The organism is Pseudomonas furukawaii (assembly GCF_002355475.1).
Classification (GTDB): Bacteria; Pseudomonadota; Gammaproteobacteria; order Pseudomonadales; family Pseudomonadaceae; genus Metapseudomonas; species Metapseudomonas furukawaii.
Genome location: NZ_AP014862.1, coordinates 2,079,914 through 2,103,239, shown reverse-complemented (window position 1 = coordinate 2,103,239; position 23,326 = coordinate 2,079,914). Strand labels below are relative to the sequence as shown.

General features: G+C 66.4%; 21 protein-coding genes. 9 read left to right on the top strand and 12 right to left on the bottom strand.

Going from position 1 to position 23,326, the window contains the following annotated elements:
- Nucleotides 1-47: 47 nt before the first annotated feature.
- Entirely contained in the window at nucleotides 48-689 is a 642-nt protein-coding gene (locus tag KF707C_RS09760) for a TetR/AcrR family transcriptional regulator (protein WP_004422377.1), read from the bottom strand.
- A gap of 193 nt (nucleotides 690-882) precedes the next feature.
- Here KF707C_RS09760 and KF707C_RS09755 point away from each other — a divergent pair, with 193 nt between their 5' ends.
- The 7 genes from KF707C_RS09755 to KF707C_RS09725 all read left to right on the top strand — a co-directional run bounded on the left by KF707C_RS09755 (nucleotide 883) and on the right by KF707C_RS09725 (nucleotide 10,558).
- Nucleotides 883-2,670, top strand: coding sequence for an acyclic terpene utilization AtuA family protein (locus KF707C_RS09755; RefSeq protein ID WP_004422375.1), 1,788 nt, complete (start codon nucleotides 883-885; stop codon nucleotides 2,668-2,670).
- A 91-nt stretch (nucleotides 2,671-2,761) separates the two neighbouring features.
- Entirely contained in the window at nucleotides 2,762-3,631 is an 870-nt protein-coding gene (locus tag KF707C_RS09750; RefSeq protein WP_004422374.1) for an SDR family oxidoreductase, read from the top strand.
- 3 nt (nucleotides 3,632-3,634) lie between these two features.
- Nucleotides 3,635-5,251 (top strand): geranyl-CoA carboxylase subunit beta, encoded by a 1,617-nt coding sequence (atuC, locus tag KF707C_RS09745; RefSeq protein WP_004422372.1) that lies wholly within the window; start codon nucleotides 3,635-3,637, stop codon nucleotides 5,249-5,251.
- A 47-nt stretch (nucleotides 5,252-5,298) separates the two neighbouring features.
- The gene (gene atuD, locus KF707C_RS09740) at nucleotides 5,299-6,459 is read left to right on the top strand and encodes a citronellyl-CoA dehydrogenase (protein ID WP_004422370.1); all 1,161 of its coding nucleotides are present in this window, start codon (nucleotides 5,299-5,301) and stop codon (nucleotides 6,457-6,459) included.
- Nucleotides 6,460-6,472: 13 nt separating this feature from the next.
- Nucleotides 6,473-7,267 carry an enoyl-CoA hydratase/isomerase family protein gene (locus KF707C_RS09735; protein ID WP_004422368.1) on the top strand — a complete coding sequence of 265 codons (795 nt, stop codon included), beginning with the start codon at nucleotides 6,473-6,475 and terminating at the stop codon, nucleotides 7,265-7,267.
- Nucleotides 7,268-7,677: 410 nt separating this feature from the next.
- A complete protein-coding gene (locus KF707C_RS09730; protein WP_004422366.1) occupies nucleotides 7,678-9,663 on the top strand; it encodes an acetyl/propionyl/methylcrotonyl-CoA carboxylase subunit alpha in 1,986 nt (661 codons plus the stop codon).
- Nucleotides 9,664-9,733: 70 nt separating this feature from the next.
- Nucleotides 9,734-10,558: an SDR family oxidoreductase gene (locus KF707C_RS09725; protein ID WP_004422363.1), complete on the top strand. Its 825-nt coding sequence runs from the start codon at nucleotides 9,734-9,736 to the stop codon at nucleotides 10,556-10,558.
- Nucleotides 10,559-10,708: 150 nt separating this feature from the next.
- On the opposite strand, the gene KF707C_RS29925 is transcribed toward KF707C_RS09725, so the two are convergent.
- The 8 genes from KF707C_RS29925 to KF707C_RS09685 form a co-directional block, all read right to left on the bottom strand.
- The gene (locus KF707C_RS29925; protein WP_269148408.1) at nucleotides 10,709-11,248 is read right to left on the bottom strand and encodes a hypothetical protein; all 540 of its coding nucleotides are present in this window, start codon (nucleotides 11,246-11,248) and stop codon (nucleotides 10,709-10,711) included.
- 35 nt (nucleotides 11,249-11,283) lie between these two features.
- The gene (locus tag KF707C_RS09715) at nucleotides 11,284-11,934 is read right to left on the bottom strand and encodes a flagellar biosynthesis protein FlhF (RefSeq protein ID WP_004422359.1); all 651 of its coding nucleotides are present in this window, start codon (nucleotides 11,932-11,934) and stop codon (nucleotides 11,284-11,286) included.
- Nucleotides 11,931-12,521 carry an RNA polymerase sigma factor gene (locus KF707C_RS09710; protein ID WP_036994146.1) on the bottom strand — a complete coding sequence of 197 codons (591 nt, stop codon included), beginning with the start codon at nucleotides 12,519-12,521 and terminating at the stop codon, nucleotides 11,931-11,933. Before KF707C_RS09710 ends, KF707C_RS09715 begins: the two co-directional genes overlap by 4 nt.
- Nucleotide 12,522: 1 nt before the next feature.
- Nucleotides 12,523-14,229, bottom strand: a complete 1,707-nt coding sequence (locus KF707C_RS09705; RefSeq protein ID WP_004422355.1) for a vWA domain-containing protein — start codon at nucleotides 14,227-14,229, stop codon at nucleotides 12,523-12,525.
- Between the two features lie 84 nt (nucleotides 14,230-14,313).
- Nucleotides 14,314-15,747, bottom strand: coding sequence for an aminotransferase-like domain-containing protein (locus KF707C_RS09700; RefSeq protein WP_004422353.1), 1,434 nt, complete (start codon nucleotides 15,745-15,747; stop codon nucleotides 14,314-14,316).
- 153 nt (nucleotides 15,748-15,900) lie between these two features.
- Nucleotides 15,901-16,713, bottom strand: a complete 813-nt coding sequence (locus KF707C_RS09695; RefSeq protein WP_004422351.1) for an OmpA family protein — start codon at nucleotides 16,711-16,713, stop codon at nucleotides 15,901-15,903.
- Entirely contained in the window at nucleotides 16,710-17,066 is a 357-nt protein-coding gene (locus tag KF707C_RS09690; RefSeq protein WP_004422349.1) for a DUF4398 domain-containing protein, read from the bottom strand. Before KF707C_RS09690 ends, KF707C_RS09695 begins: the two co-directional genes overlap by 4 nt.
- Nucleotides 17,067-17,080: 14 nt before the next feature.
- Complete coding sequence (locus KF707C_RS09685; RefSeq protein ID WP_036994143.1) at nucleotides 17,081-17,923, bottom strand: substrate-binding periplasmic protein; 843 nt, start codon at nucleotides 17,921-17,923, stop codon at nucleotides 17,081-17,083.
- 114 nt (nucleotides 17,924-18,037) lie between these two features.
- Here KF707C_RS09685 and KF707C_RS09680 point away from each other — a divergent pair, with 114 nt between their 5' ends.
- Complete coding sequence (locus KF707C_RS09680) at nucleotides 18,038-18,967, top strand: alpha/beta fold hydrolase (RefSeq protein ID WP_004422344.1); 930 nt, start codon at nucleotides 18,038-18,040, stop codon at nucleotides 18,965-18,967.
- Nucleotides 18,968-19,029: 62 nt separating this feature from the next.
- Here KF707C_RS09680 and KF707C_RS09675 read toward each other — a convergent pair whose 3' ends face one another.
- Together KF707C_RS09675 and KF707C_RS09670 are read right to left on the bottom strand one after the other, a co-directional pair.
- Complete coding sequence (locus KF707C_RS09675; RefSeq protein WP_004422341.1) at nucleotides 19,030-19,959, bottom strand: electron transfer flavoprotein subunit alpha/FixB family protein; 930 nt, start codon at nucleotides 19,957-19,959, stop codon at nucleotides 19,030-19,032.
- Complete coding sequence (locus tag KF707C_RS09670; protein WP_004422339.1) at nucleotides 19,959-20,708, bottom strand: electron transfer flavoprotein subunit beta/FixA family protein; 750 nt, start codon at nucleotides 20,706-20,708, stop codon at nucleotides 19,959-19,961. The genes KF707C_RS09675 and KF707C_RS09670 overlap by 1 nt, the downstream gene beginning before the upstream one ends.
- Before the next feature lie 318 nt (nucleotides 20,709-21,026).
- Between KF707C_RS09670 and KF707C_RS09665 the strand changes: the two genes are divergently transcribed.
- Nucleotides 21,027-22,691 (top strand): electron transfer flavoprotein-ubiquinone oxidoreductase, encoded by a 1,665-nt coding sequence (locus KF707C_RS09665; RefSeq protein ID WP_004422337.1) that lies wholly within the window; start codon nucleotides 21,027-21,029, stop codon nucleotides 22,689-22,691.
- Nucleotides 22,692-22,753: 62 nt separating this feature from the next.
- Here the strand turns inward: KF707C_RS09665 and KF707C_RS09660 are convergent, their stop codons facing one another.
- Nucleotides 22,754-23,320, bottom strand: coding sequence for a DUF1285 domain-containing protein (locus tag KF707C_RS09660; RefSeq protein WP_004422334.1), 567 nt, complete (start codon nucleotides 23,318-23,320; stop codon nucleotides 22,754-22,756).
- Between the last annotated feature and the right edge of the window lie 6 nt (nucleotides 23,321-23,326).

Here is a 23,326-nt window from a genome sequence, read left to right as displayed (position 1 = left end):
CAAATTCATGACCGTTAACGCCGACCCGAAACGGAATGTGACCGAAATCACACTCCGTCCCGAGTCTCCTTCAGCACCAGAGACAGGGCCTGCTCCGCCAGTTGGTCGATGCTCATCGGCCCCTCGGGGCGGAACCAGGTGGTGGTCCAGCTCAGGGCGCCGGTGAGGAAGCGCCGCAGGATGAAGGGGTCGGCGGCGAAGTAGCCCTCCGCCCGCGCCTCCTCCAGGACCTGGAGCCAGATCTGCTCGTAGCTGTCGCGCAATTGCAGGATGTACTGCTGGCTCTCCTCCGAGAGCGAGCGCCACTCATAGACCAGCACGCCCATGGCCTCGCCGGTCCCGCCCATGATGGACTGCAACTCGCAGCGGATCAGCGCCAGCACCCGCTCGCGCAGGCTGCCGGCCTCGGCCAGGGACGCCTTCATCAGCGCCGTGTTGTAGAGGACGGTCTCCTCCATCACCGAGCGCAGGATCTCATCCTTGCTCTTGAAGTGATGGAAGATGCTGCCGGACTGGATGCCCACCGCCCCCGCCAGGTCACGCACCGTGGTGCGCTCGTAACCCTTGCTGCGGAAGAGGTGGGCGGCGGTCTGCAGCAGCTTGCCGCGGGCACTCTCCGGGTCGGTGATCTGCCCGCTGGCCACCAGCTCGCGCATCACCGCCTGGGCTTTTTCGTCGTCAAGGCTCATTGGTATCCCCGCTGCAGTTGGCCAGTCCGACTCAAGAGTGGCCTGCAAGTCTCTGTCTTGATTGGCGAAATTTATGCTGCGTCCGTCGCCCAAGCAAGCGCTCGGGTAAAAAAGAGGCATTGTGACACTTTTCAACCAAGCGCTTGCTTGGTAGTGTTGATTTCACCTTCCCTCAATGCTGCGGAACATTCCAATGACAAAGACCGTACGCATCGGCTGCGCCTCCGCGTTCTGGGGCGACACCTCCACCGCCGCCGCCCAACTGGTGAACGGCGCTCAGCTCGACTACCTGGTGTTCGACTACCTGGCGGAGATCACCCTCTCGATCATGGCCGGCGCGCGCCTCAAGGATCCGAGGTCCGGCTATGCCACCGACTTCATCGAGGTGCTGACGCCGCTGCTGCCGCAGATCGCCGACAAGCGCATCCGCGTCATCAGCAACGCCGGCGGGGTCAACCCGGCGGCCTGCGCCAGCGTCCTGGCCGCCGCCTGCGAGAAGGCCGGCGTGACGCTGAAGATCGCCGTGCTGCATGGCGACAACCTGCAACCTCGCCTGGGCGAACTCGCCCAGGCCGGCATCCGCGAGATGTTCACCGATGCCCCGCTGCCGCCTATGTGCGTCTCCGTCAACGCCTACCTGGGCGCCCCCGGCATAGTCGCAGCGCTGGAAGCCGGCGCCGACATCGTCATCACCGGCCGCGTGGTGGACAGCGCAGTGGTCAGCGCCGCCCTGGTCCACGAATTCAAATGGCGCTGGGACGACCACGACCGCCTGGCCCAGGCCGCCCTCGCCGGCCACATCATCGAATGCGGCGCCCAGTGCACCGGCGGCAACTTCACCGACTGGGAGCAGGTGCCGGACTACGAGCACATCGGTTTCCCCATCGTCGAGGTGGAGGCCGACGGCCAGTTCTGCGTGACCAAGCCGGAAGGTTCCGGCGGCCTGGTCACGCCTTTCTCCGTGGGCGAGCAGCTGCTCTACGAGATCGGCGACCCGCGCGCGTACCTGCTGCCCGACGTGATCTGCGACTTCACCCAGGTGCGCCTGGAAGCCGCCGGCACCAACCGCGTGCGCGTTTCCGGCGCACGGGGCCTGGCGCCCACCGACCGCTACAAGGTCAGCGCCACCTACCCCGATGGTTTTCGCTGCACCGCCAGTTGCCTGATCGCCGGCATCGACGCGGTGAAAAAGGCCGAACGGGTGAGCCGCGCCATCATCGCCAGGACCGAGGAGCTGTTCGTCCAGCGCGGCTGGGGGCCTTACCGCGAGGTGAACATCGAGTTGCTGGGCAGCGAGGCCACCTACGGTCCCCACGGCCAGCGTCGCGACAGTCGCGAAGTGGTGATCAAACTCGCCGTGAGCCACGGCAGGAAGGAGGCGCTGATCCTCTTCTCCCGCGAGATCGCCCAGGCCGCCACCGGCATGGCCCCCGGCCTGACCGGCATCGTCGGCGGCCGTCCCACGGTGTACCCGGTGATCCGCCTGTTCTCCTTCCTGGTGGACAAAGACGCCTGCAGCCTTGAAGTGGAAGTGGACGGCGAGCGCCACCCGGTGGCCCTGCCCGAGGCCGGCAGCGTCGACCCGGCAGCCCTGGCCGACGACCTCCACCCGCCGCGCCCGGCTGGCGAAGCCGACGCCCGCGTGCCGCTGGTCAGGCTCGCAGTGGCCCGTTCCGGCGACAAGGGCAACCACAGCAATATCGGCGTCATGGCCCGCCGGCCCGAGTACCTGCCGTGGATCGCCGAAGCGCTGAGCCCGGAGGCGGTGGCCCGGTGGATGGCCCACGTGCTGGACCCGCAGGACGGCCGCGTGCAGCGCTGGTACCTGCCCGGCACCCACAGCCTCAATTTCCTGCTGGAGAACGCCCTGGGCGGCGGCGGCGTCGCCAGCCTGCGCATCGACCCGCAAGGCAAGGCCTTCGCCCAGCAACTGCTGGAATTCCCGGTGCCGGTGCCGCGCGCACTGGCGGAAACCCTGTAGGAGCGAGCTCTGCTCGCGATGCTTCGGAACTGGACAAGCTCGCTCCCGCACCCGAGCCAAGCGAGTCAAGAAGACCCAAAGGACAACAACAATGAGCTACGACTCCGTATTCCGGCCCGGCCTCTTCGCCGGCCAGACCATCCTGGTCACCGGCGGTGGCAGCGGCATCGGCCGCTGCGTGGCCCACGAACTCGCCCACCTCGGCGCCCATGTGGTGCTGGTGGGGCGCAAGGCGGAAAAGCTCGAAGCCACCGCCGGCGAGATCATCGAGGACGGCGGCAGCGCCAGCTGGCAGGCCTGCGACATTCGCGACGAAGAAGCGGTGAAGGCCATGGTCAAGGCCGTGGTGGCCGAGCGCGGCCCCATCCACCACCTGGTCAACAACGCCGGCGGCCAGTTCCCCGCGCCGCTCATCGGCATCAACCAGAAGGGCTTCGAGACCGTGGTGCGCACCAACCTGGTGGGCGGCTTCCTGGTGGCCAGGGAAGTCTTCCTGCAGAGCATGAGCAAGACCGGCGGCGGCATCGTCAACATGCTCGCCGACATGTGGGGCGGTATGCCCGGCATGGGCCACTCCGGCGCCGCCCGCGCCGGCATGGAGAACTTCACCAAGACCGCCGCCTACGAATGGGGCCACGCCGGGGTGCGGGTCAACGCCGTGGCACCGGGCTGGATCGCCTCGAGCGGCATGGACACCTACCCCGAGTCGATGAAGGCGATGATCCGCTCCCTCAAGGACCACGTCCCGCTGCAGCGCATCGGCACCGAATCCGAGGTGGCGGCCGCCATCGTCTTCCTGCTTTCTCCCGGCGCCAACTTCATCAGCGGCAACACCATCCGCATCGACGGCGCCGCCAGCCAGGGCACCCGCGCCTGGACCCTGGGCAAGGCCCGCAACAGCGAGTCCTACAACGGCTTCCACCGGGCCCACGTGCCCGCCGTGCTCAAGGACGGGGAGTAAGTCATGGCCGTGATCCAATCCGAGCTCGACGTCCAGGGCGAAGACTTCGCCCGCAACCGCGAGGCCATGCTGGCGGCGGTGGCGAGTTTCCGCGAGGTGGAGCAGAAGGTGCTGGACAAGGCGCAGGACGCCAAGCCCAGGTTCGAGAAACGCGGCCAGTTGCTGCCCCGCGAGCGCCTCAACCTGCTGCTGGACCCGGGCAGCCCCTTCCTGGAGCTCTGCTCCCTGGCCGGCTACAAGCTGCACGACGACAAGGACGGCACCCAGGCCGGCGGCGGCATCATCGCCGGCATCGGCTACATCGCCGGGGTACGCTGCCTGATCAGCGCCAGCAACAGCGCCATCAAGGGCGGCACCATTTCCCCCACCGGACTGAAGAAGACCCTGCGCCTGCAGCAGATCGCCATGGAGAACAAGCTGCCCCTGGTGGCCCTCACCGAGAGCGGCGGCGCCAACCTCAACTACGCGGCGGAGATCTTCGTAGAAGGTGCGCGGGGCTTCGCCAACCAGGCGCGCATCTCCGCCATGGGCATTCCCCAGGTCACCGTGGTGCACGGCTCCAGCACCGCCGGCGGGGCCTACCAGCCGGGCCTTTCGGACTACGTCATCGTGGTGCGCGGCAAGGCCAAGATGTTCCTCGCCGGCCCGCCCCTGCTGAAGGCCGCCACCGGCGAAGTGGCCACGGACGAGGAACTGGGTGGCGCCGAGATGCACGCCCAGGTGGCCGGCACCGCCGAGTACCTGGCCGAGAACGACGCCGACGCCCTGCGCATCGCCCGTGACGTGCTCGCCATGCTGCCCTGGAACGCCCAGTTGCCGGCCCCGGTGAAACCCAGCTGGCGCGAGCCGCTGTACAGCGCCGAGGAGCTGCTGGGGGTGGTGCCGGCGGACCCGAAGAAACCCTACGACGTGCGCGAGATCATCGCCCGCATCGCCGATGGCTCGGAGTTCCTCGACTTCAAGCACTCGTTCGACAGCCAGACCGTCTGCGGCCACCTGCGCATCGAGGGCCGCCCCTGCGGGCTGATCGGCAACAACGGCCCGATCACCCCCCGCGGCGCCGCCAAGGCCGCGCAGTTCATCCAGCTCTGCGAGCAGAGCAACACCCCGCTGCTGTTCCTGCACAACACCACCGGCTTCATGGTGGGCACCGAGTCGGAGCAGCTGGGGGTGATCAAGCACGGCTCGAAGATGATCCAGGCCGTGGCCAACGCCACCGTGCCCAAGCTCACCCTGGTGGTCGGCGGCTCCTACGGCGCCGGCAACTACGCCATGTGCGGCCGCGGGCTGGACCCGCGCTTCATCTTCGCCTGGCCCAACAGTCGCACCGCCGTGATGGGCGGCGCCCAGGCCGGCAAGGTGCTGCGCATCGTCACCGAGGAAAAGCACGCCAAGGAGGGCAAGGAAGCCGATCCGAAGATGCTCGATATGCTGGAACAGATGACGGCGCAGAAGCTCGACAGCCAGTCCACCGCGCTCTACGGCACCGCCAGCCTGTGGGACGACGGCCTGATCGATCCCCGTGACAGCCGCAAGTTGCTGGGCTACCTGCTGGATATCTGCGCGGAGGCCGAAGCCCGGCCGCTCAAGACCAACCGCTTCGGCGTGGCCCGCTTCTAAGAGCGATCATGGTGCACACAGTGCACCCTACGAGGAGAACAACAAAAATGATCTTCACCCAGGAACACGAAGAACTCCGCCGCACCGTCCGCAATTTCGTCGACAAGGAGATCAACCCCCATGTCGACCAGTGGGAGAAGGAAGGCCGCTTCCCCATCCACGACATCTTCAGGAAAGCCGGCGAGCTGGGCCTGCTGGGTATCTCCAAGCCGGAGAAGTTCGGCGGCATGGGCCTGGACTACAGCTACTCCATCGTCGCCGCCGAAGAGTTCGGCACCATCCACTGCGGCGGCATCCCCATGTCCATCGGCGTGCAGACCGACATGTGCACCCCGGCCCTGGCGCGCTTCGGCTCCGACGAGCTGCGCGAGGAGTTCCTGCGCCCGGCCATCTCCGGCGAGAGGGTCGGCTGCATCGGCGTCTCCGAGGTGGGCGCCGGCTCCGATGTGGCGGGCATGAAGACCAGCGCCCGCAAGGACGGCGACGACTACATCATCAATGGCAGCAAGATGTGGATCACCAACTCCCCGTCCGCCGACTTCATCTGCCTGCTGGCCAACACCTCCGACGACAAGCCCCACGTCAACAAGTCGCTGATCATGGTGCCGATGAACACCCCCGGCATCACCCTCAGCCCGCACCTGGACAAGCTCGGCATGCGCAGTTCGGAGACCGCCCAGGTGTTCTTCGACAACGTCCGCGTGCCCCAACGCAACCGTATCGGCGCCGAAGGCACGGGCTTCATGATGCAGATGCTGCAGTTCCAGGAAGAACGCCTGTTCGGCGCGGCCAACATGATCAAGGGCCTGGAACACTGCGTGAACGTCACCATCGACTACTGCAAGGAACGCAGGACCTTCGGTGCCCCCCTGATCGACAACCAGGTCATCCACTTCCGCCTGGCCGAGCTGATGACCGAGATCGAATGCCTGCGGGCCCTGGTCTACCAGGCCACCGAGCTCTATGTCGCCGGCAAGGACGTCACCCGCCTCGCCTCCATGGCCAAGCTCAAGGCCGGTCGCCTGGGGCGCGAAGCCACCGACGCCTGCCTGCAGTACTGGGGCGGCATGGGCTTCATGTGGGACAACCCCGTCTCCCGCGCCTACCGCGACACTCGCCTGGTGTCCATCGGCGGCGGCGCCGACGAAATCATGCTCGGCATCATCTGCAAGCTGATGGGCATCCTGCCGGGCAAGAAGAAAGGCTGAGACGGGGACGACCATGGAACTTCCGAAGACCGAGACCCTGCTGCTGGAACACGCCGACGGCCTGCTGCGCATCACCCTCAACCGTCCGGAAAGCCGCAACGCCATGAGCCTGGCCATGGTGGAAGAACTGCGTGCCGTACTCGCCGCCGCGCGCCGGGCGCCGGAGGTGCGCGTCCTGGCGCTGCGAGGTGCGGGCGGGCACTTCTGCGCCGGCGGCGACATCAAGGACATGGCCAGCGCCCGCGCCACCGGCGGCGAGGCCTACCAGCGCCTGAACCGCGCCTTCGGCCGCCTGCTGGAGGAAGCCCAGGCGCAACCCCAGGTGGTGATCGCCGTGCTGGAAGGCGCGGTGCTCGGCGGCGGCTTCGGCCTGGCCTGCGTCTCCGACATCGCCCTTGCCGCCGAGAGCGCCCAGTTCGGCCTGCCGGAAACCAGCCTCGGCATCCTCCCGGCGCAGATCGCGCCCTTCGTGGTCAAGCGCGTTGGCCTGACCCAGGCGCGCCGCCTGGCCCTCACCGCCGCCCGCTTCGACGGCACCGAGGCCCTGCGCCTGGGCCTGGTGCACTTCACCGAGGCCGATGACGCCGCACTGGACGCGCGCCTCGCCGCCACCCTGGACCAGGTGCGCCGCTGCGCCCCCGGCGCCAATGCCCGCACCAAGGCCCTGCTGCTGGCCACCGAGGAACGCGAGCTGGGCCCGCTGCTGGACGACGCCGCCGCCTGGTTCGCCGAGGCCGTGACCAGCGCCGAGGGCACCGAAGGGACCCTGGCCTTCGTGCAGAAACGCAAACCGACCTGGGCCCAGTGAACACCAGCGGTGGATCGATAACGCGCGATCCACCCTACGCCCCCCGTAGGGTGGATATCGCACTCACATCCACCGCAAGACCGAACAAAACGGCGGATCGACCGACCCCGATCCCCCGCAACACCGAGGCACCCGTAGGGTGGATGTCGCTTTCCACATCCACCGCAACACCAAACACCACCGGCGGATCGACCAACCCCGATCCCCCGCAACACCGAGGCACCCGTAGGGTGGATGTCGCTCTTCACATCCACCACAACACCGAACACAACAGGCGGATCGACACACCCGATCCCCCGCAACACCGAGACAACCGTAGGGTGGATGTCGCTCTTCACATCCACCGGCAACACCGAACGCAAACAGCCCGGGCCCCGGATGCCCTCCGGTCCCCCAGCAGGAGCACGAAGATGCCCGCATTCAACAAGATCCTCATCGCCAACCGTGGCGAGATCGCCTGCCGCGTGATGCGCACCGCCCATGACCTGGGCTACCGCACCGTCGCCGTGCACAGCGAGGCCGACCGCGACGCCCGCCACGTGCAACTGGCCGACGAGGCGGTGTGCATCGGCCCGGCGCCTGTGGGCCAGTCCTACCTGTGCGTCGAGGCCATCCTCGACGCCGCGCGGCGCACCGGCGCGGACGCGGTGCACCCGGGCTACGGCTTCCTCTCCGAGAACGCCGCCTTTGCGCGCGCCTGCGAGGCCGCCGGCATCACCTTCATCGGTCCGACCGTGGAGGCCATCCACCTGATGGGCAGCAAGCGCCTGTCGAAGATCGCCATGCTGGAAGCCGGCGTGCCCTGCATCCCCGGCTTTGAGGGCACCGAGCAGGACGACGCCACCCTCGCCCACGAGGCCGAGCGCATCGGCTACCCGCTGATGATCAAGGCCAGCGCCGGCGGCGGCGGGCGCGGCATGCGCCTGGTGCACGAGGCGAGCGAGCTGGCGGCGCAGATCCGCACCGCGCGCTCAGAAGCGCAGAACGCCTTCGGCAGCGGCGAACTGATCCTCGAACGCGCGGTGATCCAGCCCCGCCACGTGGAGATCCAGGTATTCGGCGACCGCCACGGCCACATCCTCTACCTCGGCGAGCGCGACTGCTCGGTGCAGCGCCGCCACCAGAAAGTGGTGGAAGAAGCCCCCTGCCCGGTGATGACCCCGGAACTGCGCCAGGCCATGGGCGAGGCCGCGGTGAAGGCCGCCGCTTCGGTCAACTACCTGGGCGCGGGCACCGTGGAATTCCTGCTGGATGCCGAGGGCCGCTTCTACTTCCTGGAGATGAATACCCGCCTGCAGGTGGAGCACCCCGTCACCGAGCTGGTCACCGGGCTCGACCTGGTGGCCTGGCAGATCCGCGTCGCCGCCGGCGAGGCGCTGCCGCTGGCACAGGATGACATCCGCCTCGACGGCCACGCCATGGAGGTGCGCCTCTACGCCGAAGACCCGGCCGCCGGCTTCCTGCCGCAGACCGGTGAGGTGCTGCGCTGGGAGCCGGCCAGTGGCACCGGCATCCGTATCGATCACGGCCTGGTGGAAGGCCAGCCGGTAACGCCTTTCTACGATCCCATGCTGGCCAAGGTGATCGCCTGGGGTGCCACCCGCGACGAGGCCCGGCGCAAGTTGATCCGCGCCGTGGAGGACAGCGTGCTGCTGGGCGTCAAGGGCAACCAGCGGTTCCTCGCCAACCTGCTGGCGCACCCGGAGTTCGCCGCCGGTCGCGCCACCACCGCCTTCATCGGCGAGCACTTCGCCGACGATCCAAGCCTGGCTCCGCAGCCGCTGCCGGCCGTCGAACTGGCCGCCGCCGCCACCCTGCTCTTCCAGTCCTCCGCCGAATCCCGCGCCCACCAGATTGGCCTCGCCGGCTGGCGCAGCGCCGGTAGCGCGCCCTGGCGCCTGGTGCTGCGCCAGGGCGAGGAAAAGCACGAGGTGCTGCTGGACGTCCGCGCCAGCGGCCCGCAACCGCAGCTGCAAGCGCGGGTCGCCGGCCAGTCCATCGCCGTGCGCCTGCTGGCCTGCGACGGCCGCTGGGCCACCCTCGAGCTGGACGGCATCCGCCGCCGCCTCGCCTACCATCAGGACGGCGAACGCCTGTGGCTCAAGGGCCACCAGGGTAGCGTCGAACTGCAGGACGTCACCCACGAACCCGCCGGCGGCCAGGCCGGCGCCGCCTCCGGCACGGTCAGGGCGCCCATGGACGGCGCCATAGTCGAAGTACTGGTGGAAGAAGGCGCCCGGGTCGGCAAGGGCCAGCTGCTGGTGGTGCTGGAAGCCATGAAGATGGAACACCCGCTGAAAGCCGCAATGGATGGCACCGTCCGCCGCGTGCAGGTCAATGCCGGCGACCAGGTGAAGAGCCGCCAGGTGCTGGTGGAAGTCGAAGCCGCCGATTGAACAACCGCTCGAACCGCACGGCTCGACTGCATTGAGTAGCCAGGGCCCAGACAACAACAGGAGCAACCCCATGTCCCTTTCCGGCAAGACCCTGTTCATCACCGGTGCCAGCCGTGGCATCGGCCGCGAGATCGCCCTGCGCGCCGCTGCCGATGGCGCCAACATCGTGATCGCCGCCAAGAGCGCCGAACCCCATCCCAAGCTGGAAGGCACCATCCACAGCGTCGCCGAGGAAGTGGAAGCCGCTGGCGGCCGCGCCCTGCCCTTGCAGCTGGACGTGCGTGACGAGTCCGCCGTGCGCGAGGCCATGGCCAGGGCCGCCGGGCACTTCGGCGGTGTCGACGCGCTGGTCAACAACGCCGGCGCCATCAAGCTGGTGGGGGTGGAACGATTGGAGCCCAAGCGCTTCGACCTGATGTACCAGATCAACACCCGCGCGGTGATGGTCTGCAGCCAGGCCGCCCTGCCCTACCTGAAGAAAAGCGCGGGCGGGCACATCCTCAATCTCTCCCCACCGCTCAACCTGGATCCGAAATGGTTCGCCCAGCACGGCCCCTACACCGTGACCAAGTACGGCATGAGCATGCTCACGCTGGGCATGAGCGAGGAGTTCAAGAAGTACGGCATCAGCGTCAACTCGCTGTGGCCAAGGACCATGATCGCCACCGCCGCCATCGAGTTCGAACTGGGCAGCCGCGACGCCTTCAAGCGCGCCCGCACCCCGGTCATCATGGCCGACGCCGCCCACGCCATCCTGTCCAGTGAAGGCCGCCGCATCACCGGGCGCCTGATGGTGGACGAGGACATCCTCCGCGAGCTGGGCCAGACCGAATTCGAGCACTACCGCTTCGACCCGGAGGGCGGCAGCCTGGTGCCCGACCTGTTCCTCGATTGAGCCCGGCGCCTGGGGAAGGCGGACATGCCGAACCGTCCTCCGCACCAGCGGCGGCGGTGCGGGGTCAAGGCACGCCCTGGGTTTAGCTGAACTCCACGCCATCCTGCCGACTGCACCCGAGGGGCGACGCCAGCACTCAGGCGCCGATCGCTACCGCTTGAACTCGAATTGCAGCTCGGCCCCCTCCACGGAGCGCCAGTAGTCGTCCTCGCGCTCATTGGTGATCAGCTTGCCATTGAGCTGGAACGGGCTTTCCGGCAGCGGCTTCTCCACGAACATCTGCGGCAGCAAGGGCTGCTCCGGGAGGGCGTCGGTGGCGTCACCCGGCTGGACCTGCTCCACCAGCTCGCTGGGCAGGCTGAGGTCGAGCTTGACCTTGGGCAGGGGCGCCTTGGCACTGGGCGGCTCCGGCGGCGTGGCGTTGGCCGGCGCCGGTGGTGGCGAAACCGGCTTGGGGGCCGGTTCGGGCGTCGCTGGCACCGGCTCAGGAGGCGGTGCGACTTGCGCGGGTTCGCCGGCCCCCGGGGCGACGGGCTCGGGAGCACGGGTGATGGGCGGTGGGGCCGGTGGGGCCTTGGGCGGCGCCGGCGGCTCCTTGTCGCAGCCGGCCAGCAGGAGCAAGGCCAGCGCAGCACACAGGGAACTGATCGATCGCATGATGACGGGGGCGGCTATCGGGGATGGCGCCATGCTCCCTCTTCCCTGCACCCCAGGCAAGCCCGACATCAAGGCCGGGATTCCAGCCTGCGCAACTCGGCCGCCATATCACGCTGTGGAAAGCGCGCCTGGAGCTCGTCGAGCAACCGCTGGGCATCCGCAGGCTTGCCCTCGGCCTTCAATTGCAGCACGAGGCGCAGGCTGGCCTCCGGCTCGGGTTGCACCTCCGGTGCGGCCGACTCCATCAACGGAGCCACCGCCGGCTCCGGCATCCGTACCCCCTCTCCACGCTCGAGTTGATGGGAGAGTGCCTCGGCCTTTTTCTTCTCCGCCGTGGCGGGCTCGGCCAGCCGCGCAGACGGAGCCTGAGCCGACCGGGCCGGAGCCGGGGCGACTTGGGGGGCGACGCTGGCCGGCGGCGCATCGAAGCGCTCCTCGGCCTGTTGCTGGGTCCTCAGGGTCAGGCTGAGGCCAATGCCCAGGGTGGCGAAGCCCGCCATCGCCACCGCCCAGCGCTGGCGGCCGCCAGGGCCGAAGAGCCAGGCGTGCAGGCGTTCGCCCAGGCCCGGCCGGGACGGCGCAGGACGCTGGGCGGCCTGCGCCGCGGCGGCGAGGATGCGCTGGTCCAGGGCGGTACCGGGTTCGTCATGGCTGTGTCGGCGGTAGTGTTCGAGCAGCTCCCGTTCCAGGGCATCGGGTTCGTGCGGGTCTCGGTTCATGGGGATACCTCCTCGGCCTCGGCCGGGTCGGCCAGCAGCCGACGCAACTTCTGCAATGCATAGCGGAGACGGCTCTTCACCGTCTCGGCGGGGGTGCGGGTGAGTTCGGCGATCTCGACCAACTCCAGATCACCGTGGGCCCGCAGCAGGAAAACCTCCCGCTGTTCGCCTGGCAGCTCGTCCAGGGCCGCATGCAGCCGCTGCCGGTCCCGGCTCAGCACCAGCTCATGGTCGGGCTCCGGGCTGCGGCCTGGGAGGGCATCGGCGTGCAGCGACTCGTCGAAGGCCTCCAGCCTGGCCTGCAGGCGACCCTGCTTGCGCCAATGGTCGATCAGGCGGTTGCGGGCGATCTGGTAGAGCCAGGTGCGGAAGCTGGCCTGCCCGAGGGGCTCGGAGCCGCTCCGGATCAGGTTCAGCCAGGTTTCCTGGAAAATTTCCTCGGCCAGGGCGGCGTCGCCGCAGAGGCCGCGGAGGAAACGAAACAGGCCGAGGCGGTGGCGCGCATAGAGCACGCCAAAGGCCTCGGCATCGCCGCTGCGGTAGCGTCGCAGCAAGGCGGCATCATCGTCCGTGGGGGTCGCGTTCACTTCATTCGTTCCGTGCGTGGGACGGTGCCGAAGTGTGCAGGCTTTGGGCGAGCTCCACCAGTTGCACGAACTCCCCACGCAGGCCGAAAGGATCGTCGCCCCGGGCCGCGCGGGCCAGGCGCAGGCTGTCGTCCAGGCTGAAGTCTCCGGTGTAGCGGCCCCCCTTGAGCTGCTGGGCGAAGGCGGCGACCGCAGCGGCGAACCGCAGGTCCTCGCTGGGCGGGTTCGCGACGTCGCCGGCAGCGATGGGACGCTCCAGCAGGCGACTCCGCGCTTCCCCCGGGGTCTTGTAGCGCACCCGCAGCCAGGCGAGCTCATCTGCCTTGCCTGCGGCCCTGGGCGTCGACGGGTAGCGCAAGGGCTCCAACCATCCCTTGCCCCCTGCGGGAACGATTTCGTAAAGGGCGGTCAGGGCATGGCCGGCACCGATTTCTCCGGCATCCACCTTGTCGTCGCTGAAGTCCTCCCGGGCCAGGGCGCGGTTCTCGTAGCCCAGCAGGCGGTACTCGCTGACCCGGGCAGGGTTGAATTCCAGCTGCAGCTTCACGTCCCGGGCGACCACCGAGAGGGTCGAGGCGAGCTGGTCCACCAGGACCTTGCGCGCCTCCCGCAGAGTGTCGATGTAGGCGTAGTTGCCGTCGCCGGCATCGGCCAGTTGCTCCATCAGCCGCTCGTTGTAGTTGTCGACGCCGAATCCCAGGGTGGTGAGGGACACGCCGCCCTGGCGCTTCTCCGCCGCCAGTCGCCTGAGGCTGTCGAAATCGCTGATGCCGACGTTGAAGTCACCGTCGGTGGCCAGCAGGATGCGGTTGATCCCGCCCGGGATCAGGCCCCGCTGCGCTTCCGCGTAGGCCAGCTGGATACCGGACTCGCCCGCCGTGGAACCACCGGCGCTGAGCCGGTCGATGGCAGAGCGGATCTTCGCCTTGTCGCGGCCCGAGGTGGATTCAAGTACGACCCGCGCGTCACCGGCGTAGGTGACCAGGGACACGCGATCCTCCGGTCGCAGCTGGTCCACCAGCAGTTTGAGGGTGCCCTGCACCATGGGCAGGCCTTCGCGGCGATCCATGGAGCCGGAGACGTCCACGAGGAAGACGAGGTTGGCCGGGGGCAGTTGCTCGACCCGGCTGTCGGAGGCCCTGATCGCCACACGCAACAGGCGGGTTTCGGGATTCCAGGGAGTCTGCGCCAGCTCGATGCCGATCCCGAACGGCGCGTCGCCCTCCGGCAACGGATACTGGTAAGGGAAGTAGTTGACCATTTCTTCGAGGCGCACCGCATCGGCCGGCGGCAACTGGCCGCCGTTGAGGAAGCGCCGCACGTTGGCGTAGCTGCCGGTGTCGACATCGATGCTGAAGGTGGAAACGGGGTCCCGCGCCACCTCGCGGACCGGGTTGTCCGCCAGGTGCTGGTACTGCTCCCGGGGCAGGTCGCGATAGCCGGGCGGCAACAGGTCGGGCGCGGGCGCCATGAGCTTCTTCGACTCGACGGCATAGCCGGCGGCCCGAGATGACGGCGCGGGAGCGGCAAGCGACTCCTGCATCCGCGCCAGGGATTCGGGCTGTGCGACCGGTGAGGCCGGAGGCACTTCGGACTTGCCGCCGGGCGACCCGGCATCCTGGGCACTGCAGGCGACCAGAAGCAGCAGCGCACCCAGGCCACAGCCGGTGGCCAGGGAGCATCGCGATGACAGGGATTGACTGGGCATGGGCGCCTCCAGGGGGAATGAATGAGCTGTTCATTCCCTTGGACGGACGCCCGCGTTGGACAGGGTTAAGCCGGCCCGTTTTTTCTAGAGGCCCGCTTCCTGGCACAGCTGCCGGGCCAGCATGCCGAGGGTCATGATGGCGCGCTCGGCCTCGCGGTTCCACGGAATGCCGCAGTTCAACCGTACACAGTGGTTGAACTGCTCGGTGTTACTGAAGATCAGCCCCGGTGCGATGCTGATGCCCTGCTGCAGCGCCCGCACATGCAGGTCCTTGGTGTTGACCTTGGCCGGCAGGCTGATCCAGAGGATGAAACCGCCGTTGGGCCGGGTGATCTGGGTGCCTTCCGGGAAGTACTGCTGCACCCCCAGCTGGAAGGCGGTGAGGTTCTTCCGGTACTCCTGGCGGATGTAACGCAGGTGCCGGTCATAGCCGCCGTTCTCCAGGTAGGCAGCCACGCCCATCTGGGTGACGCTGCAGGCCGAGTGCGTGCTGAAGGTCTGCAATCGCTGGATTTCCGCCTGGTACTTGCCGGCGATCATCCAGCCGATGCGCACCCCGGGCGAGAGGGTCTTGGAGAAGCTGGAGCAGTAGATCACCCGGTCGTCCAGGTCATAGGCCTTGATGGCCTTGGACGGTCCCTGGTCGAACATCAGCTCGCCGTAGATATCGTCCTCGACGATCTGGATGTCGAAATCCGAAGCCAGGCGCAAGAGCTGTTTCTGGCGATCCTCGGGGATGGTGCCTCCCAGGGGATTGCTGAGCCGCGCGGTAAGCACCAGGGCCTTGATGGGCCATTGGTTGGCCGCCAGTTGCAGGGCCTCGAGGCTGATGCCGGTGGTGGGGTCGCTGGGAATCTCGATCACCTTGAGGCCCAGCAGGTCCGCCAGCTGCAGCAGGCCGTAATAGGTGGGTGACTCGGTGGCGATCAGGTCGCCAGGACGGGTCAGCACCCGCAGGCTCATCTGCAGGGCGTCCACGCAACCGTGGGTGATGACCACCTCGCTCGGGTCCACCACCACACCGGCGTCGCGCATGCGGATCGCCACCTGGCGACGCAGGGGCTCGAAGCCCGGGCTGAACATGTAGCTGAACGCGCGCGGGCTGTGGAAACGGGTCACCTTGGCCAGTTGCTGGTGAAGGGTGCGAACCGGCAGGTAGTCCACGTGGGGCACCGCCGCGCCCAGCGGGAAGACGCCTTCACGGCGGGACTCGGCCAGCACCTGCTGGATGATGCTCGCCCGGGTGACCAGGCCGGGACGCTCGACCCGGGCGATATCCGGGGTGGAGGCGGTCAGGGCGGGCGTCTGGTGCACGTAGAAGCCGGATTGCGGACGGGCGCGGATCAGGCCCTGGTCCTCCAGGCTGGCATAAGCCTGCAACACGGTGGCGTGGCTGACGCTGAGCTGGGCGCTGAGCTTGCGCACCGAGGGGACACGCTCTCCGGGCTGGTAGACACCACGACGGATGTCATCGGCCAGTTGCTGGGCGATGCGTTGATAGAGCAACAGATTGGTCATGAGGGCGGCACCTGTATCACTGAACCGAAACACTATCTGATCCAGGCAAAACTGCACCGGTACAGATCAAAAAAGTGTGGGCGATACAGTGAATTTGTCCAGGCATGAAAAAGCCCCGGCGCCCAACGGCAACCGGGGCTGTCCGGATCGGGCTCAGCGAGCGTGGCCCAGTTCGCCCTTCTCGTTGGAGAAGACGATTTCCACCCGACGGTTCTGGGCCCGGCCTCGATTGGAGGCGTTCTCCGCCACCGGGAAGGCTTCTCCGTAGCCCTGGACCTGGATGCGCTTGGCGTCGATGCCAAGGTCGATCAGGGCGTCAGCCACGGCCTGGGCGCGATCCGTGGAGAGGCGAAGGTTGTCAGCCTTGGCGCCGCTGCTGTCGGTGTATCCCTCGATGCGCACGACACGTCGCGGATTGAGCTGGAGAAACTGCACCAGCTTGAGGATGGTGCGATTGGCGGATCCCTTGAGGTCGGCGCGGCCGGTGTCGAACAGCACGTCGCCCAATGTCATCACCAGGCCGCGATCGGTTTCCGTGGCCGCCAGGGCGATCATCTGTTCCTCCAGCCACTTGCCCTGCTGCTGGACGCTGAGCAGCTTGGCTTCGCGCAGGGCCAGTTGCAGGCGCTCGCGTTCGAGCTGGAGCTTGGCGGCGCGGGTCTGGTTCTGGCTCTGCTCGCTGTGCTGCAGTGCAATCTCGCTGTAGCGCTGGCTGAGGTAGGCGTAGTGGATCACGTCCTTGTCGTTGCCCCAGTAGCTGGACAGGCGCTCGGCGCGCCCAAGGGACTCACCGGCGCGGATCACGTCCTTGGGCGCACTGGCCAGGACGCTCTGGTCTTCCTTCACCTGCTGAAACAGCTTCCGAGCCTGCTCCAGGCTCTGCTCGGTCTGCTGCGGACTGGCGCAACCGCTTAGCAGGCCCAGGCCGAGGATCAGGCCGAGACCCAGTATGGCGTTCGACTTCACTGGACTTCCCCCAACTGCTTGCGCAGGCGATCAATACGAGCGACCAGGTCCTTCAACTGGTCCTGGCTCTTCTTCGTCAGCACCCTGGCTTCGGCCAGGCGGGCATCCAGTTCAGCCTGCTCGGCCAGGATCCGGGCGCGCTTGAAGTCTTCTTCGCCCATGTTCTTCTCGGCGAGGGCCAGCTTTTCCTCGGCCAGTTTCATTTCCTCGATCTGCTCGGTCGCGCCCACGGCCTTGGCCTGCTCCACCGCCTTCTGGGTCAGGCGCATCTGCTCGATGGGAGCGGGGTCGTTGGCGCAGCCGGACAGGGCCAGCAGGGCCAGTCCGGCAGCAAACAGGGGTGTCTTGCTCACTGGAAGTTTCCTAATCATTCGGGTGTCGCGGGGGCAGCGGGGATTGCGGAAGCCTCCGGTTGCAGCTGGAGCGCCTTCCAGCGTTCCAGGTTGTTCTGCAGCAGGGCTCCCGGTACACCAGCGGCGACCAATTCTGTCATTTTCTTCGCCAGCTGTCCGCGCAGCCAGGGATCGTTGCAGGCCGAGTTATGGGACAGGGTCAGGTACAGACCCTCACTGGAAATGGGTGGTTCCAAGGCGACAAGGTCATCAGCCATGCCCAAGGTGTCGGCCAGCACCAGCCCGGGATAACGCTCATAAAGCACGTAGTCGGTGCGTTCCAGCAGAAGCTTCTGGTAAGCCTGGGTCAGGCTCGGCACTTCCTCCAGGCTGAGGTTTTCCTTGGCGTAGCGATCGAAGGCTTCACCGAAGCTGTTCTTCACCAGGGTGCCGCCGGTGTGTTCCCGCAGGTCGTCCCAACCACTGTAGGGGAAGGCCTTGTCGCGCTTCACCCAGACCACGCTCTGGGTTTCGAGGAAAGGCGGGTGGACGTAGTCCATGGTTTCCAGACGCGGCATGGTGAGGAAGGCGCCCGCGATCAGGTCGACCCGACCGGTACGCACCTCGTCCTGGGCACGGGACCAGGGGCCGGTGTAGAGGATGTCCACCTTGACACCGATCTCCTGGGCGATTCTCTTGAGCAGGTCCGCATTGGCCCCGATGAGCCGCTTCGGGTTCTCGGGGTCGCGCCAGAGGTAAGGCGGATATTCGGGATTGCCGGTGGCCACCATACGCTCGCACTTACCAGCGGCGACCCCCAGCCCAGGCAGGAGGCAGAGCGCCAGGAACAGGGAGGCGAGGTGAGGTCGTCTTGTCATCTGTGGTATCCCGGACTGGACATTCGATTGGCCGCAGCGCGCGCGTCGGCACCCGAGGCGAGCGCCATGCTAGCGTACAGAGGGCTTGAAGAACTATTGGCACAAGGATGAAGCATGAAGAAACTCGTCATTACCCTCTTCGCGATTCTGGTGGCACTGGCGGCCACGCTCTACCTCTCACCCGCATCGCTGACCACCGGCGCGCGCCTGGTGGAGCAGCATCTGGCCGGCCTGTCAGGACGGCGAACGGTGGTAGGCGATCTTAGCATCCATTATTACGAGGGCGGCCCGGCGAAAGGCGAAACCGTCCTGATGATTCACGGGTTCGCCGCGAACAAGGACAACTGGCTGCGCTTCGCTCGCCACCTGACGCCCCGCTATCACGTCATCGCCCTGGACCTTCCCGGCTTCGGCGACAGCGATCGCCCCGCCGGCAGCTACGACGTCGGCACACAGGCCGAGCGAGTGGCGTCCTTCATCGACGCGCTGGAACTGGGCCGCGTCCATCTGGTGGGCAACTCCATGGGAGGCCATATCGCCGCGCTGCTCGCCGCCCGCCATCCCCAATATGTGCGCAGCCTGGCCCTGTTCAATAACAGTGGCATCAATGCCCCAAGGGAAAGCGAACTGTTTCGCCTGCTGGAACAGGGTCAGGCCAACCCGCTGGTGGTGCGCCGCGCGGAAGACTTCCAGCGCATGCTGGAATTCGTCTTCGTCGAGCCGCCGTCACTGCCAGCGCAGGTCAAGACCTACCTGGCCCAGCAGTCCATGGCCAACGAGGCGCACTACGATGAGGTCTTCCGCCAGCTGCGGGAGCGCTACATCCCCCTGGAACCGGAGCTGCCCCGCATCGAAGCCCCTGCCCTGCTCCTCTGGTGCGACCGTGACCGGGTGCTGGACGTTTCCAGCATCGAGGTGATGAAACCGCTGTTGAGGAAGCCCAGCGTGGTCATCATGGAGCACTGCGGCCACGCACCGATGATCGAACGCCCGGAAGAGACTGCCCGGCAGTACCAGGCCTTTCTCGAACACAGCGCGGACTGAGACGCATAAAAAAACCCGCTCCGAAGAGCGGGTTTTCCTGTACGGCAGGCCGGAAAGCGTGATTACACCAGCTTTTCCAGCTCCGGTACGGCTTCGAACAGGTCAGCCACCAGGCCGTAGTCAGCCACCTGGAAGATCGGTGCTTCTTCGTCCTTGTTGATGGCCACGATGACCTTGGAGTCCTTCATGCCCGCCAGGTGCTGGATGGCACCGGAGATGCCCACGGCGATGTAGAGCTGCGGGGCGACGATCTTGCCGGTCTGGCCAACCTGCATGTCGTTCGGCACGAAGCCGGCGTCCACGGCGGCGCGGGAAGCACCCACAGCGGCGCCCAGCTTGTCGGCCAGGGCGTACAGGTGCTTGAAGTTGTCGCCATTGCCCATGCCACGGCCGCCGGAAACGACGATCTTGGCAGCGGTCAGTTCCGGACGGTCGGACTTGGCCAGTTCTTCACCGACGAAGGCGGACTTGCCGGCGTCGGAAACAGTGGCCACGGCCTCGATGGCAGCGGAGCCGCCTTCTGCGGCAACCGCGTCGAAACCGGTGGAGCGCACGGTGATCACCTTCACGGCAGCCGAGGACTGCACGGTGGCGATGGCGTTACCGGCGTAGATCGGACGCTTGAAGGTGTCGGCGCTCTCGACGGCGATGATCTCGGAGATCTGGTCGACGTCCAGCAGCGCGGCTACGCGCGGCAGGTAGTTCTTGCCGTTGGTGGTGGCAGGCGCCAGCACGTGGCTGTAACCCTTGCCCAGCTCGGCGATCAGCGGCGCGACGTTTTCCGGCAGCAGATTGGCGTAGGCGGCGTTGTCAGCGACCAGGACCTTGGAAACACCGGCGATCTTGGCGGCGGCTTCGGCTACGGCACCTACACCCTGGCCTGCGACCAGCACGTGGACGTCGCCACCGATTTTCTGGGCAGCGGCGACGGTGTTGAGGGTGGCGGCTGCCAGAGCGGCGTTAGTGTGTTCAGCAACAACCAGGATAGCCATCAGATTACCTTCGCCTCGTTCTTCAGTTTTTCGACCAGTTCAGCCACGGACTTGACCTTGATACCGGCTTGGCGGGCAGCCGGTGCTTCGACTTTCAGGGTCTTCACGGTGGACGCGGTGGAAACACCCAGGGCGTCCGGGGTGACTACGTCCAGAGGCTTCTTCTTGGCCTTCATGATGTTCGGCAGCGACGCGTAGCGCGGCTCGTTCAGGCGCAGGTCGGTGGTGACGATCGCCGGCAGGTTCAGCGCAACGGTCTGCAGGCCGCCATCGATTTCGCGGGTCACGTTGACCTTGTCGCCCGCCACTTCCACCTTGGAGGCGAAGGTGCCCTGGGCGAAGCCGGTGAGGGCGCCCAGCATCTGGCCGGTCTGGTTGTTGTCGCTGTCGATGGCCTGCTTGCCGAGGATGACCAGTTGCGGCTGCTCCTTGTCCACCACGGCCTTGAGCAGTTTGGCCACGGCCAGGGAGTTCAGCTCGTCGGCGGACTCCACCAGGATGGCGCGGTCGGCGCCCAGGGCCAGGGCAGTGCGCAGCTGCTCTTGAGCGGTGTTCGGGCCGATGGTGACGACGACGATTTCACTCGCTACGCCTTTTTCTTTCAGACGGACGGCTTCTTCCACGGCGATTTCGCAGAAGGGGTTCATCGACATCTTCACGTTGGCGAGGTCGACGCCGGAGTTGTCCGCCTTGACGCGGACCTTGACGTTGTAGTCGACCACTCGTTTGACAGCTACAAGAACCTTCATGGATTCCTCGTTACTCTCCGGTTAATAAGAATGTCGCCAAGACGAGCCTGGCCAGTGATGCAGGTCGGCCGGAACCGACTTTCAGCCCAGACAGCGAGCGCAAAACCGCCCGTATCTTGACCGTAACGCCCAATCCGGTCAATACAGCAAAATGACCCTTCATAAGCCGCAGAGCCTTATCCTATCAGGGTTTCACAAAATTCAAACAAACGTTTGTATTGGACCCGGCAGAGCGTGTGGATATAATGCGCCCGCTCAGGTCAGGGATCGAGCTAGCCCTCCAACACAAAATATCGAAGAGCCTTGAGGAGATTGACCTTGGAACGCGAATACATGGAATTCGACGTCGTCATCGTCGGTGCCGGCCCCGCTGGCCTGTCCGCCGCGTGCCGACTGAAGCAGAAGGCCGCGGAGGCTGGTCAGGAGATCAGCGTATGCGTGGTCGAGAAGGGTTCCGAAGTGGGCGCCCACATCCTCTCTGGCGCCGTCTTCGAGCCGCGCGCACTGAACGAACTCTTCCCTGACTGGAAGGACCTGGGCGCCCCGCTGAACACTCCGGTTACCCGCGACGACATCTATATGCTCAAGGATGCCGAGTCCGCCATCAAGGTTCCGGACCTCTTCGTGCCCAAGACCATGCACAACGAGGGCAACTATATCATTTCCCTGGGCAATCTCTGCCGCTGGCTGGCCCAGCAGGCGGAAGGCCTCGGCGTGGAGATCTACCCGGGCTTCGCCGCCCAGGAAGCGCTGATCGACGACAACGGTGTAGTGCGCGGCATCATCACCGGAGATCTCGGCGTGGACCGCGAAGGCAACCCGAAAGAGGGTTACTACACCCCTGGCATGGAACTGCGCGCCAAGTACACCCTGTTCGCCGAAGGCTGCCGTGGCCACATCGGCAAGCAACTGATCAAGAAGTACAAGCTCGACAGCGACGCCGACGCCCAGCACTACGGCATCGGCATCAAGGAAATCTGGGACATCGACCCGGCCAAGCACCAGCAGGGCCTGGTGGTGCACACTGCTGGTTGGCCGATGGACATCATGGGCACCGAGAACACCGGCGGCTCCTTCCTCTATCACCTGGAGAACAACCAGGTGGTCGTCGGCCTGATCATCGACCTGTCCTACGCCAACCCCTTCCTGTCGCCTTTCGACGAATTCCAGCGCTACAAGCACCACCCGGTGATCAAGCAGTACCTGGAAGGCGGCAAGCGCGTCGCCTACGGTGCCCGCGCCATCTGCAAGGGCGGCCTGAACTCCCTGCCGAAGATGGTATTCCCGGGCGGCGCACTCATCGGCTGCGACCTCGGCACCCTGAACTTCGCCAAGATCAAGGGCAGCCACACCGCGATGAAGTCCGGCATGCTGGCCGCCGAAGCCGTCGCCGCCGCACTGGCCGCCGGCCGCGAAGGCGGCGACGAGCTGAACAACTACGTCGACGCCTTCAAGTCCAGCTGGCTGTACGACGAACTGTTCCGCAGCCGCAACTTCGGTGCCGCCATCCACAAGTACGGCGCGCTGGTGGGCGGGGCCTTCAACTACATCGACCAGAACTGGTTCGGCGGCAAGATCCCCTTCACCCTGCACGACAACAAGCCGGACTATGCCTGCCTGAAGCCGGCCGCCCAGTCCCAGCGCATCGAGTATCCGAAGCCGGACGGCAAGATCAGCTTCGACAAGCTGAGCTCCGTGTTCCTCTCCAACACCAACCATGAAGAGGAACAACCCTGCCACCTGAAACTGGCCGACGCAGGCATCCCGATCGGAAAGAACCTGCCGCTGTACGACGAACCGGCCCAGCGCTACTGCCCGGCCGGCGTGTACGAAGTCGTCGCCAACGAGGACGGCAGCAAGCGCTTCCAGATCAATGCGCAGAACTGCGTGCACTGCAAGACCTGCGACATCAAGGACCCGGCCCAGAACATCACCTGGGTAGCCCCGGAAGGTACTGGCGGCCCGAACTACCCCAATATGTAATCAGCGTCGCGAAAACGGAAAAGGCTCCCTCGGGAGCCTTTTTCATTGGCTGCAGAAAATGCTCACGACAAGGGACCGATGGGAAAGAACTGACCACCGCTCCATACACCGAGCCAAGGCGCACCATCGATCTCACGGGACTCGGCCAGCTCCACGAGTTGATAGAAGACATTCCGGTGGATCAGCGCCTCAAGGTTACGGCGCACCAGGACATAGGGCGACGGTTCCTGGGTGACAGGGTCCAGCTCGAACCGCAACGGATGAGCCGCCCCCGCCAGAACCTCGTCGCCGACATGGGTGATGAAGCGCAGCTGCTGATGCCGCCCCGAACCCTCCACTTGCAACTCGACCGCCACGAAGGGTGCATCATCCACCTGGATGCCTACCTTCTCTACCGGCGTCACCAGAAAGTAGTCATCCCCATCCTTGCGAATCACGCTGGAGAACAGCTTGACCATGGGTTTGCGGCCAATGGGCGTTCCCAGGTAGAACCAGGTGCCATCGCGCGCGATGCGCATATCGAGATCACCACAGAACGGCGGATCCCAGAGATGCACAGGCGCACCTCCGGGCTTGTCGCCCTTGGGGATCTGCGCCAGCAGGTCGCCGGCCTTGCCAGGATCGCTCATGTCCAA

Bases quoted from the DNA above. Each gene is read 5' to 3' on its own strand.
- KF707C_RS09750 (WP_004422374.1), top strand. From the start codon at position 2,762: ATGAGCTACGACTCCGTATTCCGGCCCGGCCTCTTCGCCGGCCAGACC.
- atuD (WP_004422370.1), top strand. From the start codon at position 5,299: ATGATCTTCACCCAGGAACACGAAGAACTCCGCCGCACCGTCCGCAAT.
- KF707C_RS09660 (WP_004422334.1), bottom strand. From the start codon at position 23,320: ATGAGCGATCCTGGCAAGGCCGGCGACCTGCTGGCGCAGATCCCCAAG.
- KF707C_RS09755 (WP_004422375.1), top strand. From the start codon at position 883: ATGACAAAGACCGTACGCATCGGCTGCGCCTCCGCGTTCTGGGGCGAC.
- KF707C_RS09680 (WP_004422344.1), top strand. From the start codon at position 18,038: ATGAAGAAACTCGTCATTACCCTCTTCGCGATTCTGGTGGCACTGGCG.
- KF707C_RS29925 (WP_269148408.1), bottom strand. From the start codon at position 11,248: ATGGCGCCATCCCCGATAGCCGCCCCCGTCATCATGCGATCGATCAGT.
- KF707C_RS09700 (WP_004422353.1), bottom strand. From the start codon at position 15,747: ATGACCAATCTGTTGCTCTATCAACGCATCGCCCAGCAACTGGCCGAT.
- KF707C_RS09675 (WP_004422341.1), bottom strand. From the start codon at position 19,959: ATGGCTATCCTGGTTGTTGCTGAACACACTAACGCCGCTCTGGCAGCC.
- KF707C_RS09685 (WP_036994143.1), bottom strand. From the start codon at position 17,923: ATGACAAGACGACCTCACCTCGCCTCCCTGTTCCTGGCGCTCTGCCTC.
- atuC (WP_004422372.1), top strand. From the start codon at position 3,635: ATGGCCGTGATCCAATCCGAGCTCGACGTCCAGGGCGAAGACTTCGCC.
- KF707C_RS09705 (WP_004422355.1), bottom strand. From the start codon at position 14,229: ATGCCCAGTCAATCCCTGTCATCGCGATGCTCCCTGGCCACCGGCTGT.
- KF707C_RS09760 (WP_004422377.1), bottom strand. From the start codon at position 689: ATGAGCCTTGACGACGAAAAAGCCCAGGCGGTGATGCGCGAGCTGGTG.
- KF707C_RS09730 (WP_004422366.1), top strand. From the start codon at position 7,678: ATGCCCGCATTCAACAAGATCCTCATCGCCAACCGTGGCGAGATCGCC.
- KF707C_RS09670 (WP_004422339.1), bottom strand. From the start codon at position 20,708: ATGAAGGTTCTTGTAGCTGTCAAACGAGTGGTCGACTACAACGTCAAG.
- KF707C_RS09725 (WP_004422363.1), top strand. From the start codon at position 9,734: ATGTCCCTTTCCGGCAAGACCCTGTTCATCACCGGTGCCAGCCGTGGC.
- KF707C_RS09735 (WP_004422368.1), top strand. From the start codon at position 6,473: ATGGAACTTCCGAAGACCGAGACCCTGCTGCTGGAACACGCCGACGGC.
- KF707C_RS09715 (WP_004422359.1), bottom strand. From the start codon at position 11,934: ATGAACCGAGACCCGCACGAACCCGATGCCCTGGAACGGGAGCTGCTC.